Origin of the sequence: Paraburkholderia dipogonis (assembly GCF_042680985.1) — a bacterium.
GTDB lineage: Bacteria > Pseudomonadota > Gammaproteobacteria > Burkholderiales > Burkholderiaceae > Paraburkholderia > Paraburkholderia phytofirmans.
Genome location: NZ_JBHUFR010000016.1, coordinates 1 through 12473, shown reverse-complemented (window position 1 = coordinate 12473; position 12473 = coordinate 1). Strand labels below are relative to the sequence as shown.

9 protein-coding genes are annotated in these 12473 nt (G+C 58.9%); 6 read left to right on the top strand and 3 right to left on the bottom strand.

The features are described 5' to 3' along the window. Positions 1-46: 46 nt before the first annotated feature. A complete protein-coding gene (locus ACFSNN_RS20180; RefSeq protein WP_134458622.1) occupies positions 47-1057 on the bottom strand; it encodes a GlxA family transcriptional regulator in 1011 nt (336 codons plus the stop codon). A gap of 436 nt (positions 1058-1493) precedes the next feature. Here ACFSNN_RS20180 and ACFSNN_RS20175 point away from each other — a divergent pair, with 436 nt between their 5' ends. Beyond that, the gene (locus ACFSNN_RS20175) at positions 1494-2816 is read left to right on the top strand and encodes a tyrosine-type recombinase/integrase (protein WP_134458620.1); all 1323 of its coding nucleotides are present in this window, start codon (positions 1494-1496) and stop codon (positions 2814-2816) included. Positions 2817-3038: 222 nt separating this feature from the next. On the opposite strand, the gene ACFSNN_RS20170 is transcribed toward ACFSNN_RS20175, so the two are convergent. Then, positions 3039-3392 carry a hypothetical protein gene (locus ACFSNN_RS20170; protein ID WP_134458618.1) on the bottom strand — a complete coding sequence of 118 codons (354 nt, stop codon included), beginning with the start codon at positions 3390-3392 and terminating at the stop codon, positions 3039-3041. Positions 3393-3512: 120 nt separating this feature from the next. Then, on the bottom strand, positions 3513-3767 hold the full coding sequence (locus tag ACFSNN_RS20165; protein ID WP_134458616.1) for a hypothetical protein: 255 nt from the start codon (positions 3765-3767) through the stop codon (positions 3513-3515). 274 nt (positions 3768-4041) lie between these two features. Here ACFSNN_RS20165 and ACFSNN_RS20160 point away from each other — a divergent pair, with 274 nt between their 5' ends. From ACFSNN_RS20160 to ACFSNN_RS20140, 5 genes are all read left to right on the top strand, one after another. Further along, entirely contained in the window at positions 4042-4455 is a 414-nt protein-coding gene (locus tag ACFSNN_RS20160) for a hypothetical protein (protein WP_134458614.1), read from the top strand. 1145 nt (positions 4456-5600) lie between these two features. Further along, complete coding sequence (locus ACFSNN_RS20155) at positions 5601-5930, top strand: hypothetical protein (RefSeq protein WP_134458612.1); 330 nt, start codon at positions 5601-5603, stop codon at positions 5928-5930. Between the two features lie 481 nt (positions 5931-6411). Continuing rightward, positions 6412-7902: an AAA family ATPase gene (locus ACFSNN_RS20150; RefSeq protein ID WP_166799285.1), complete on the top strand. Its 1491-nt coding sequence runs from the start codon at positions 6412-6414 to the stop codon at positions 7900-7902. A gap of 1664 nt (positions 7903-9566) precedes the next feature. Further along, positions 9567-10646, top strand: coding sequence for a DUF4297 domain-containing protein (locus ACFSNN_RS20145; RefSeq protein ID WP_134458608.1), 1080 nt, complete (start codon positions 9567-9569; stop codon positions 10644-10646). Positions 10647-10760: 114 nt separating this feature from the next. Next, positions 10761-12458 carry an ATP-binding protein gene (locus ACFSNN_RS20140; protein WP_244322834.1) on the top strand — a complete coding sequence of 566 codons (1698 nt, stop codon included), beginning with the start codon at positions 10761-10763 and terminating at the stop codon, positions 12456-12458. The last annotated feature ends 15 nt before the right edge of the window (positions 12459-12473 follow it).

The following is a 12473-nucleotide window of genomic DNA, read 5'->3' as shown; positions in this document are numbered from 1 at the left end:
ACGCGCGGCGATTGCGCGCGGGCATCGGAACACGGACGGTGCGCTTTTAAAGCGCGTTCTGATAGCGCCGACGATCCGCCATGGGCGAGATCTGGAATTGCGCCTTGTAGCGCGTGGCGAAGTGCGTCATCGAAGTGAAGCCTGTACGTGAGCACACTTCCTCGAGAGGTTTGCCGGTGCGATAGAGCAGTTGTCGCGCGCGCAGCAGACGAATCTCCAGGTAGGCCTGCGCCGGCGTCTTGCCCAGACGCTCGTTGAACCAGCGTTCCAGCTGGCGTTGCGAGACGCCCAGAAATGCCGCCACTTCCGCGACGGAAAGCGGTTCCTCGACGTTGCTCTCCATGATCTGCAGCGCCTCGTCGAGCTTCATATGTTCGGCGCCGATGTATTGCCGCAACGACGTGCGTTGCCGTTGCTCGTGACTGCGCTGCTCGGCCACCAGCAACTCGAGCACGCGCGCGGCGAGCGAGCGGCTGCCCGGCGGCATGGCCAGCAGGTGCACCATCAGATCGAGCGGCGCGACGCCGCCGCTGCATGTATAGCGGTCCCGATCGACTTCATACAGACGGTTGGAAACGATCAGCTTTGGAAACTGCCCTAGCATGACGTCCTGATCTTCCCAGTGGATCGTGCAGCGGTAGCCATTGAGCAAACCCGCGCGGGCGAGAAAGTAGCTGCCGGTGTCGAGGCCACCCAGCGCCGTGCCGCTGCGCGCATGCAGGCGGAGCCAATCGAGCACCGCACCGATGCCTTTGCGCGGGATCGGATTGGGGCCGACGACGAATACCGCATCGAAAGAACCGGGATCGGCGATGGTTGCATCGGGCAGCACTTTGATGCCGTCGCTCGATTGCGCGTACTCCCTGGCGGTTCCGATCAGTTGATAGTCGTACACGCGGCGCCCGACGATCATGTTGGCGATTCGCAGAGGATCGACCGCCGCGCCGAGCGCGATGAGGGAGAAATTGTCGAGCAGCAGGAACGCGTACTTTTTAACGCTCAGATCGTGCAGTCCATTCGGCGTGGGTTCTTCAGGCTTGGCCGCGGTGGTTGCCATAGACGGAGTTCGGATGGGACGGGACGATGGGAGATGCCGGATGATGCAAGTGTCATCATAACGGCGTTTGGTTCGGCCGCTGGAATGGGGCTTAAGGGCTCGTTGCGGGGTCGGTGCGGTCGCGGGATGTCGGGAAGGTGGCGGCCCCGAAAACGAAAAAGCCGCGACGCCTTACGGCGTGCGGCTTTTTAATCTTGGTCGGGGCGAGAGGATTTGAACCTCCGACCACCTGCACCCCATAACGGTATCTGATTGTCCACCAGCGTTCGCCAACGTTCGATCACCCACCTAACCCATTGAATTTTATCGAATCTTTATCATTAGATCGTTCGCTGAAGTTCGCAAAAAGTCCGGGTGAGTCGGCGCATTTTCGGGTAAATTTCGGGTAAATCAGGTACGGACCAATCGCGCCCGACGCGCGACCACGGAGACCCCCATGACCAAATTGACCGTGCGCGATATCGAGGCCGCCATCGCAGCACAGCGAGCCAATGGCACCAAACCGCGGAAATTGACGGCCGACACGGGGCTGCGGCTGCACATCGCGGCGAGCGGCAAAGCGGTCTGGTGTGTGCTCTATATGATCGATGGACGCGAGCGCGAGTATCGCCTCCCCGAACCCTACGGGACCGGCAAGGGGCAGTGTTCCCTGGCTAGCGCGCGCGAGCGCGCCGCCGAGATCCGGTCGCGCGCGCGCAGCGGCGTCGACATCCAGCAACAGATCGAGGACGCGCGGGCGGCAACCGAACGCGCCTCGCAGCGCGAGCGTGAGGCACAGGCCGCCCGCGAGCGACGCTTGACGGTGCGCGCACTCTTCGAACGGTGGGCGGCGCTCGAACTCGCGCACCGCAAGGACGGCGGCGCGGAGACGCGGCGCGGCCTGGAAAAGGACGTGCTGCCGGCGATCGGCGAGCACTACGCCGAGGACGTCAGACGCCGCGATGTGATGGACATCCTCGACACGGTGAAGGCGCGCGGCGCGAACCGGCTCGCGAACCGCCTGCTATCCGAGCTGCGCCAGATGTTTGGCTTTGCGCTCGTGCGCGAGATCGTTCCCTCGGACCCGACCTATGGCATCAAGAAGCGCGACGTCGGCGGCAAGGAGACCGAGCGCGACCGGGTCCTGGCCGAGGACGAGGTCCGACTACTGCCCAGCCGGCTTGCCGCCGCCAACCTGCTCGACTCGACCACCCACGCGGTATGGGTCATGCTCGCGACCTGCTGCCGCATCGGCGAACTCACCAGCGCAACCAGGGATGCCATCGACCTTCATGAGGGGACCTGGACTCTGCCAGACACGAAGAACGGCAAGTCCCACACGATTTACCTCAGTGACTTCGCAAAGTCTCACCTGCACGCCCTGCTCGCGCTGTCGGATGATCCGGTGCAGCTCTTTCCTTCCCATCGGGTCGACGGGGCGGTGACGCCCAAGTCCATCACCAAGCAGCTTCACGACCGGCAACGCGGCAAGGCAAAGACCAATGGGACCAGGCTGACCGACGCGCTGACGTTGCCCGATGGCAACTGGACGCCTCATGACTTGCGACGCACGAGTGCCACGCTCATGGGCGAACTGGGCGTGCGTCCGGACGTGATCGAGAAATGCCTCAACCATCTGGACGAGAACCGGATGCGGCGGATCTACCAGCGTGCAGTCAGGAAAGACGAGCAAATTGAAGCCTGGCGCAAGCTCGGCGATCGCCTTGACCTGCTCACGCGCGCGGACGCCGCGAACATCGCTATTCTGAGATCCGCCTGACGGGAGGCTCCCGTCCGGGCCGACCTTCTATCACGTCCCGATCGCCGGACACGTCAAGGAACCCTTTCGGCGTCACCCGGGCGAGCGACAACCTCCAACAGGTTGTCGCTCGCTTAACCGCTCCCGATGGACAAATACCGTCTGGCCCGTTACATGACCAGCAGCGCTGGCGCTGCGGCTCCCTACTGCGCGCCGGCGATACCCGCGGTCACTGTGCCTTGCTCAAGAGTCACCGGTTCGCCGGCTCCCAACGTCTGCCATATGATATTTCTGCCAGTACGTCTCCAGCGGCAGCAGCAGATGCTCTTTCCTCGTCCACCTTAGCCAATAGCCGAGCGTGCACCAGACGACGCGCACGCTTCCCTGCGACACGCCTTGCTCAAAGATTGCGGAAAAAATGACCTCGATGTGTCGACGTCCGATGTTTTCAGCTCGACGCAACTTGAATCCTCGCTCATAGAGGACATCCACGATGCGCGGCAACACGCTGTGATAGACCATGTGGCGGTCGCTGCCTCGGTCGCCGTCGAGCTCCGCAGCCAGCAGGCGCAGTTGTCGTTTCAGATCGCTTCCCATCCCCCTCCCGTTGGCGTAGTCAAACCGCGAGCCCCAACCGGGGCCCGCAATCTCGCATGGCAACTCAAACCGCGAGCCAGTTGCGGAGCGCCACACAAACACGGCGCTCCGCAGGCTGCTTTAACGCTCCTTCCCCTCCACGATCTTCCCGCCCACGGCCTTCACGCAGCGCGGAATCGGCCCGAAGTAGCGCTGCAGCGAGGCCCAATTCTTGAGGCCCAGGCCCTGCCGTGCGCGTTCAAGGCGAAAGTAAAGATCGGCACACTCGTTCACGTCAGCCGCGGTCACTTTGGCCAGGCGCTCCTGCAAAGACTGCGAGTTGACGTTCTGCACTTCGGCCCCTTCACGCGATCCATCCATGTTGCCGGTAGTCATTGCAAGTTTCTCCTTTGCGATTCCCCGCCGCGAATCGCTAGCGGGGTGGTCGCCACCATGGCGACACGAGTCAAGACTCAATCGAACCCCTAGGTCTGGTCAGGGGTGCGATCGAACCGGGTTCGCGGCCCGCAGTCATCAATGTGACCACTGCAGACGTCGCGCCTCGCCACCCCAAGGCACGAGCGGGGGCCCGCGGCTGCCCCCCAAGACACAACCAACAAACGGCAAACGACAGACGCCGGCCGATGCCGGCATCGAAAATCACTGCTGGATGAAGTTCATGCGCTCGACGCGAAGTGGACACGCGAGCTCGGCCGAAGGCCACCAAACGGGTACGAAGGGAGGACTGAGAGAAATTGCCGCCGCCGCGTCGCGCATAGAGGGCGAAGCGGGGAAAGATTTTCTGAGGGGGTTGCGACTGGAAATCGGCTCGGAGTGGACGCTGATAGCGTCCAAAACCGCGCGAGCCCAGCCCGTTGGGGTAATGCTTGCCGTACACAACGGCGGTGGCGAAAAAGTACCACAGGCGTCGCAGGAAAAGCAAGTGCCTTCCAACAACATCCTGGATCACGCGCACTCGGGTCTGCTTAGATTCGGATTGCCGAACCGGCAAGCCAAGATTCTCGCGCGCGAACGATCGCGCGGTCTCATTCATACCGGAGGACCCGATCTCGCCGCGGCATAGACGTCCGGGCAACAGACGTACCGATCGGGAGGCACTCCCAACCACTGGGGTCCGCGAGAACATGGACAAACTGGCTTAGCACGGGATCCAGCAGTAGTCGACATCTATCCCCCCTTCTGAATGCCGCTGATGCTCCCGCATCCGTGCGTGGCTTCGTCTCCGCCGGCCTTGCTCGACGATTCGCGGACATTGGCCACCAGAAAAACATGCTTGACGAAGAGCATGCGAATCCTTGCCGGCCCGCTCATCTCGCATTGATGCCGAAGCCGATATCTTTGGCGTCAATTTGCGTCTACGGGCCCACGTGAGAACCTGGTTCTGTCGCCGCGACACACGACGCGGCGATGGGATGGGTCGGGCAAGAGGCTGACAGACCAGTGCCTCCGCCCGCCCTATCTGGATAAACGGCGCACCAATGCGCACCGCCGACGCGTGCCTTCCCCGGCGGACAACCCTCCACGGAGTCTCTGATGAAACAGTCCCGCTTCCATCGCATACGCCGACACAGTTGCTTCGTACTGCGATTATTTTGGCACAGGCACCGTTCCTCCCCGGCGCCGAACATCGTCCGGCCGAGGCGTGTGACGGTCCATTCGACGTCATGGCTGGGGCCGACGACCGACTTCTGTCGCGAACGCCGCTTGTCACGCTTGACGAAGTCGGCAGCTCGCACCCACCTAGTACCTGCGTCCTCGACATTGAACAGAGGGGGTGGGCATCAAGGTCAGTCAACGCGAACCATGTTGCCCGCGCCCCGCAGCCGACATGGTTCGCGTATCGATGATCGCGATGTCGTCGCCCTTACCCGGACCCACGCGGCACCAGTACAACCGCCGAATGCGCTCCTTGCGAGGTCCTCCATTGCGATCACCGTGCGCAGTTACACAGCGTTCGTCGCATTGCGCGACAACGCGTGCACCCACCCGCCCCACAACGGCCGGCGTGCCCGCTTTCTTTCAACGGAGCAACAAAACATGGACCGATTTCGGCTTGCGAAGGTATTCGTAAATGAGTGCCGCGACTTCTTTCTTGAGTGCATCCAGCCCCTGATGCTGCTCATTCGCTGGATCAGGCAGCGTTGCAAATGAACCTTCGGGCCGCGGGATATCGCGGCCCCCCCTTTCCCAAGAACAGGAAGAATTCCCATGAAAATCCGCCGATTCACCTTTGCCGCCAACAACCGAGAGGTTGTCTCTATCACCGATGGGCGCGCCGAGCTGCTCATCCCGACCGAAGTTCCCATCGAGGTGCTCGAGCAGTTCTTGCATCGGCTGCAAGGCCGGATCGCACGTCCAGTCGCATGGAAACGCCGCGAGGCGCGTAACGAACTTCGCGAACGCGTGAAACGACTCCGTGGACACAAGCACGTGGAGCGTCACGCGCCCATCCGCGCGCCGCGCTATCGGCGCCGCGGGATGCGCGGCTTTTATCGCCGCCGCTGGGGCATTCCGGTCTGGACGCACCACATGACCTGACTGGGTGCCCCAACTTGCGTCCGCGATGTCGCGCGAGACACTGGACACCGCTAGTCAAGCGCGATGCACGTTCCCCCGTACCCATCCTACTTTCGAGGAGCACATGAAACTTTCCACTATCCAGAAGTTGTATCGCTCGTGCCGCGCGCAAGAACAACTCATCGTGGACGGGGCCCGCGCCTGGGTTTCGCTGGACGCGAAAATCACACGGTCGAGTCCCACCGTCGCCAAACGAGAGGCATCTGCCTCGCCCGTCGAATTGGCGACACGGGCTCCCGCCACAATGGCGGCACCGGCTGCCGCAGACTCCGCCGCTCCCATAACTCCGGAAGTTCTGGATAGGCCGCCCATTCGCACGACGGTCCGAGCGCGACCCTTAACAGCTGAGCCCCCGCGGCGGCAGGCGCCCCCGCTCGTGTCACAGCACGACTTCGACAGTAACGTTCGCAAACCCCGGTACACCTTCGAAAACGTGGTTGGGATGGCAGACACCAAGCAGCGACTGCTGCGCGCCGCACGCGACATCCTGACGAACGATGAGGGGACCGACGAGCCGCGTAACGGCATCCTGCTCTTCGGCGAGCCCGGAAACGGCAAAACGCTGTTCGCGGAGGCTCTCGCCGGCGAGCTCCAGGTGCCATTCCTCCCGATCGCGTTCGGCGACATGGCATCGAAATGGATTAATGAGACGCCGGAGAAAATCAAGGCCGTCTTCAACACGGCGCGCCGGACGGGAGCCTGCGTGCTCTTGATCGATGAGATCGACTCGTTCCTTAAACCTCGCGACGGCGGCGCCCAAATGCACTCAATGGACAGGGACGTCGTCAACACGATGCTCACGGAAATTGTGAGTCTGCGCGGGTCGAATGTGATTCTCATGGCGGCGACCAACTTCATGGAGCAGCTGGATACCGCCGGCATCCGAGAAGGTCGCTTCGATTTCAAGATCGAGATTCCGCCGCCGGATCTGAGGGCTCGCGTCAATCTGATCGGCCACTCTATCCTGAGAAAGCTCGGGCCCAAAACCGTCGACCGCGTCACCGTCGAGGCGCTGGCGGGCCGCTGGGAGGGATTCAGCGCATCACGGTTGACTGCTCTCGGTGGGCAACTGCGCGAAATGCGACTGGAGGGAGAGTTCACCGGTCCTGTCACTTTCGAAATCGCAATGCGAGCCATGCGTCTGCTTCAGGGACGACGCGGCCGACTGCCCGAAAACGTCAAGGCTGTGGACGACATCATCATGCCCGCGGATTCACGCAACGTGCTGTCCGACTTGGCATACCGGATGCGCAATGTACATCGGTTAGAGCAAATCGGCGGCAGTTTGCCTCGAGGCCTGCTCTTTTACGGACCGCCCGGCACAGGCAAGACGCAAGCTGCGCTGGCGCTCGCGAAAGCGTCCGGCTATGCGTTCCTGAAAATCACTGGCGCCGACCTCGTGACACGGCCTGATTCATGGGACCGCCTCGTTCGCGAAGGCATCGACATTCGTCCGGTAATCGTGTTCATCGACGAGGCCGACGATGTCCTCGTCGATCGGCGGTACTCGAACGTCGGATCGTTGACCAACAAGATCCTCACGACGCTCGACGGTGCCGGCGGCCGCATCCGGGATCTCATCTTCGTTGCGGCCACGAATCATCATGATCGTATGGATCCCGCGGCTTTACGCGGAGGACGCTTTAGCGAGAAGGTCCGGTTTGACGTGCCAGAGCGTGCGGATATCGAGCAATACGTTACCGCGACGTTGTGGAAAGTGGCCAAGAATCGCTACACACTGGTAACCGGCACGATCGGCCGATGCATTGCCGAGCTCTCGGGTCGCTCGATTGCGGATGCGGATGCTGTGATCGCAGAGGGGGTGAACCGCGCCGCCACCCGAGCGATCCGCGAGAACATTGCTGAGATCCGACCGGCTGATATCACGGCCGCCGCACGCTCAGTACTTGCCACGAAGAGCGCCTCCGATTGAGGTTTGCCCTTAACGCCGGCACGAGGCGAAAAGCTGATACTTCCAAACGCGCCTCCGGCTACCGAAACACGCACAGACCGACAGTTTATAGCTGGGTTTTGCCGTCATTCATGCGTCTGCAGCGAAGAGGCGACGACAATTAACTTTCGTGGCAGTTGCCTTCCCGCAGATGGAACGCGAGGTCGCACTATATCTGGAAGCGTGTTTTTGAAGGAATCGAGCTCTGCTGCGAGCCGCGCAGATGCCATCACCCATCTGGACCTCCGTTTGAATTCTGCATGTAGTGCACCGGAGTTACTCATGCCCGGGCGTCGCAAATGCGCTTTCCATGCTCTACATCAGTAGTGCTGCACACTTTGCACGGAGCAGCTATGAAAGTCCGACAAAAGGCGCGGTTAAGACTTCGCGAAAAGATTGAGATCTTAGCCAAACGCCGCCAATTCAGTCTCATCGACGAATCGCCCGATGTGCTAAGGCGGAGGCTCCGCAAATATGCCGAGCTGACACGGGAAAAGTTTCTCTCGCAAGTTGCGGAGGCGCAGGTTTACGAAGCGGCTCACCCAGAGATTGGCAAAATTAGTGTCCTCGCGGGTCCGAGGCGCCGCAACTCGCGCTCTCGCCGAAACCGATAAATGCTTCCTCAGAGTCTCTTCCTGGCTGCGAACACGCCTGCTAGCTGATGCGCTCTCTTGACGTCGTCGCCGTGGGACATCGTCTTGATTGACGCGTGCCAGAGATTGGCTCGCGCCTCATCATCTCTGCACCGCGCGAGTGCATAGGACGCGTGTGCATGGCGGATTCGATGCGGACTGGCCCAGCGCAGTTTGTCGACGTCGCCTGGTGCAACATTGAAGCGGCCAGTTGTGACGGAGTCCCCCTCTTCCGGTTGACACGCCCACCTCAATTTCCATCCCGGAGACATCGTCGCTGGCTACATACGCATTCAGAGTGAAGAATCAGAGCCGACGGAGTAATAGTTTCTTTGCGCTCCAAGACCGGAATCGGCCTTTGCTGACATTCAGTTGCAGGCTTGGTCAGTCTGCTCAATGACGCTCCCCAGCCGTTCGCATCTCAGCAATCGTGAGCGACTCGTCTCGCCGCGACCAACGTGTACTGACGACCGCTTTCTGCCGGTCGAGTCGTTCGAGTATCAAGGTCGGGTACCGACCTCTGCCGATTTATGCAATTTGCATGAGAAAATGCTCTCGAGTGATTCGTTGAGCGAGTGGCAGTGCCGTTTCTAGAGACCGGCCTTTTCGTTAGGAATGCATTGCTTACGCACTGAGACTCCAGCTCCATAACGCACGGTCACCAATGTCAGAAGCGATAACGGGCCGGAACAAGGTAATCCTTTCGGGAATGGAGGCGATGGACAAACTAAGAGCAAACGTCCTGCCTAACCTAGGCGACGTGCTGCCCGCATGATTACAACGCCTCCCCGCTCGCCGACCACTCATTGCGTCAAATCTGCTCGTTAACGATTGAGAGAACAGTAAAATCTAGCAAAAAATCCGGCTTCCATACTACAATTTTCGCTGGCAACACTCTTTAGAAGCCCAACGGCTCCCTTGTAGTGGCTCGGTCAGCCCGGACGTACGCCTTGAAACGCCGCGTGAGTTCCGGATGGTAGAGGGTGCGCAACTTAGGCAACAAAGGACTAAGTAATGCTGCAAGCGAAATTGAACGACTCCCTCACAAAGGAGCGTGGAGGTAGGCATGGGGGTAAGGGACACGAATTTCAGCGGTATTGGGCGCTGTGTCACATCCTTCAGTTAGATCTTGAAAAGGAGGACTGGGTCGTCCTGCTGGAGTTCATCGAGGACGTTGCAGTGCTAGATAGTGAAAACGCTCCAAGTCGTCTTGACCTGTTCCAGTTAAAGAAGAAGGAAGGCACCTCTACAAAGTGGACACAGACGGCTTTGAGCAAAAAGCCGAAGGAAGGCAAGTCGATCCTCGCGAAGTTATTCGAGTCACGGAACGTCGTCCGGGACGACACGAGGTCTATCGCGTTCGTAAGCAATGCCCCGGTTGATCTAGAGCTTGCGAGCAGTGACAGCTCCGTCGAAAAGATTGAGTTTTCTGGCTCAGAACTCTCGCCGGCATTACAAAGCACGTTGCAAACGGCCATTGCTACCGAACTCGGCTGCAACGAAAAGCTGATCGACTTCGCCGATCTCACGTTTGTTCGAAGCCCCTTGGCGATGGATGACCTCGAAAGCCATACGATTGGGAGGGTTAGCAAGTATCTCGCTACAAAGTTTCCCGATCACGGAGCGCGAGCCGATGTGTTTTGCAAGGCTCTTTATAGTGAAATCAAGGTCAAGGCCACCGAGACGCAAGAATCTGCCTCGTACGGCGATCTCATGAAGTTGCGTGGAATCTCCAAAACGCAGTTCTCCGGGATGTTGCACCTTACTCTTTCACGGAAGTCCGATGCAGACGTCATTAACGAGGTCATTGCCGGACTGACATCTGAAAAGGTTCCGTTCGCTACGCGCAGCGCAATCAGAGCGAGCGCGCAACGCTTCCTCATCGATAAGGCCGGGAGAGCGTCTGCGCTGACGGAACAGCTTGTCGATGCAGTAGAGTCGTACAAGAATGGATACCCCGCCGACTCACAAACGATGTGGGAAATTGCCAATTGGATCGCGGATCAAGTTTCCGAAATGCCACCGTTCCAGGAAACTGGTGTTTTTGACCGAACCTACCTTCTTGCAGTCGTTCTTCATAGGTTAAACCGATGAACGAACTGGAAAACACAATTCGACTGATTAGAAATTTGAGAAAAGGCAGCCATGAAAAGCTTGCGATTCATAAAGCTCTGGCTCGTGTCAGAGACCGAAAGGTCGGCATACAGGGTGAACTTCGATTCGAACAAGACGCTTCTCGTGGGGAAGAACCACACGGGCAAGTCGACATTGGTGAAACACATCTTCAGGACACTCGGATGCGAGACAAAGGGAAAAAGTGATCGATGGGATAGTCTCGCACTATCGGCACTCCAGTTTTCGCTCGACGGTCATACTTATACGGCCTTCCGCCACGTGAATGTGTACGCGTTACGCGACGACACGTCACAATCTTTGAAGGCAACCACAAGCTATCGTGAATGGAGCGGAATCCTCGCTGACCTCTTCGACTTTCGTCTGATGTTGCCGACGCACCAAGACACGCTCAGCCAAGCCACGCCTCCATATCTCTTTTTGCCGTTTTATATGGATCAGGACTCGAGTTGGATCCAACAATGGAGCAGCTTCGACAAGCTGAGCCAGTTCTCTAACTGGAAGAAGCCGCTCGTAGCCTACACTACCGGGCAGCGCCCAAACGGATACTACACAGCGAAATTTCACGAGTCCCGTGCCAAGGATGCGGCTGCAAAAACGCGCAACGAGTTGGACGTTATGAGCGTCGCGCTCGCGCGCGTCAAGAAGTCACTCCCACGGCCTGTCGTCCGGATAGACACTAATGTCTTTCGGAAGGAAATTGCAGATTTGATCCACAATTCAACTTTTCTCAAATCTGAGCAAGAGTCGGCGCGCAAGAAGGTTTTTGAGCTTGCGGCTCAAAAGCAAACTCTTGGAAGTCAGATCACCGCGGCCCGCACCGCATTGCGAGATCTCGAGGGAGATCTCAAGTATCTAACGGAATCTGAAACCCATCCGACGCTCACTTGTCCGACCTGCGGCAGCATCCATGAAAACGGCTTTCCGGTACGGCTTGAGTTGATCGAAGACGCATCGACGCTACGGACAGTAGTCGCCGAATTGGAAATGGACATGCGCGGTGTCGAGCAGCGTCTCTCTGAGAATGAGAGAAATCTGAATAGACTTAAGCGAACGGCGCAAGAAATTGAATCGACACTCAAGGTGAAGAAAGGTGCGCTGCGCCTTCAGGACATCGTTAATAGCCAAAGCGTTCACGTCGTGCAGGGTGCTTTCCGGAAAGATATAGAAGAGCTCAGCCGCGATCTGTCAAGGCAGGAATCCGACGCCAGATCATTCAAGGAAGAAGTCGCACGCTACGATGTACCTGAGCGAACCAAGGAGATAAACGAATTCTATTCGGAGCGCATTCAGCTATTCGCGGGCGAGCTCGAAGTGCAGGACCTGCGCGAAGATGTCAAAAAGAAGCCTGAAGCTTCAATATCCGCGACCGGAAGCGCACTCCCCCGGTCTTTGCTCGCGTATCTTTTCGCAGTCCTCCATACAGCTAAGGAGTCGGGAAACGGTCACCGATTTCCTGTCGTCGTTGACTCTCCCAATCAGCAGGGCCAGGACAATGAGCATTTGATGCAGATGCTTCGATTCATCGAGAAGCGAGCGCCTGCTGACCAACAACTGATATTGGCTGTTGAAGAAATGCCACTCAATTTCCAATTCGCAGGGGAAATCGTGCGACTTGATAAGCCCTTCGCGCTGCTGGATCCGGAACGCTACGAACCCGTCCGAGAGGAACTTAGCGATCTCGTGGCGTCGGTACAGAAAGCGATTGATGCGCGAATCGAGGCCACGAACGGTAAGCGCGCAGAAATGGACGTCTGGAACTCTTTGATCTGAGCGTGCAGGCTATGT

Coding starts and splice junctions, on each gene's coding strand:
- ACFSNN_RS20180 (WP_134458622.1), bottom strand. CDS start 1,057: ATGGCAACCACCGCGGCCAAGCCTGAAGAACCCACGCCGAATGGACTG.
- ACFSNN_RS20145 (WP_134458608.1), top strand. CDS start 9,567: ATGCTGCAAGCGAAATTGAACGACTCCCTCACAAAGGAGCGTGGAGGT.
- ACFSNN_RS20160 (WP_134458614.1), top strand. CDS start 4,042: ATGAAGTTCATGCGCTCGACGCGAAGTGGACACGCGAGCTCGGCCGAA.
- ACFSNN_RS20155 (WP_134458612.1), top strand. CDS start 5,601: ATGAAAATCCGCCGATTCACCTTTGCCGCCAACAACCGAGAGGTTGTC.
- ACFSNN_RS20150 (WP_166799285.1), top strand. CDS start 6,412: ATGGCAGACACCAAGCAGCGACTGCTGCGCGCCGCACGCGACATCCTG.
- ACFSNN_RS20170 (WP_134458618.1), bottom strand. CDS start 3,392: ATGGGAAGCGATCTGAAACGACAACTGCGCCTGCTGGCTGCGGAGCTC.
- ACFSNN_RS20175 (WP_134458620.1), top strand. CDS start 1,494: ATGACCAAATTGACCGTGCGCGATATCGAGGCCGCCATCGCAGCACAG.
- ACFSNN_RS20165 (WP_134458616.1), bottom strand. CDS start 3,767: ATGACTACCGGCAACATGGATGGATCGCGTGAAGGGGCCGAAGTGCAG.